Source organism: Paraburkholderia sp. SIMBA_053 (assembly GCF_046534895.1).
Classification (GTDB): Bacteria; Pseudomonadota; Gammaproteobacteria; order Burkholderiales; family Burkholderiaceae; genus Paraburkholderia; species Paraburkholderia caledonica.
Window position 1 is genome coordinate 1 of the sequence record NZ_JAWRXU010001418.1, and the last position, 246, is coordinate 246.

At 69.1% G+C, this 246-nt stretch carries 1 protein-coding gene; it reads left to right on the forward strand.

The genetic code is table 11. From position 1 onward, the window contains the following. Positions 1 to 246: tRNA-dihydrouridine synthase (locus tag SB753_RS40280; protein ID WP_410805575.1), on the forward strand; the 246-nt coding region annotated here is incomplete at both ends.

Here is a 246-nt window from a genome sequence, read left to right on the forward strand (position 1 = left end):
ACCGCATGGACCATGCCGGCGAGCCAGACCCGATCAGCGTGCAGATCGCCGGCACCGAGCCGGCGCAGCTGGCCGAGGCGGCGCGCTACAACGTCGACCACGGCGCGCAGATCATCGACATCAACATGGGCTGTCCGGCCAAGAAAGTCTGCAACGTCGCGGCCGGTTCTGCGCTGCTGCAAAACGAGCCGCTCGTGCAGCGCATCGTCGAGGCGGTGGTCGCGGCAGTGGGCGTCGGTCCCGACG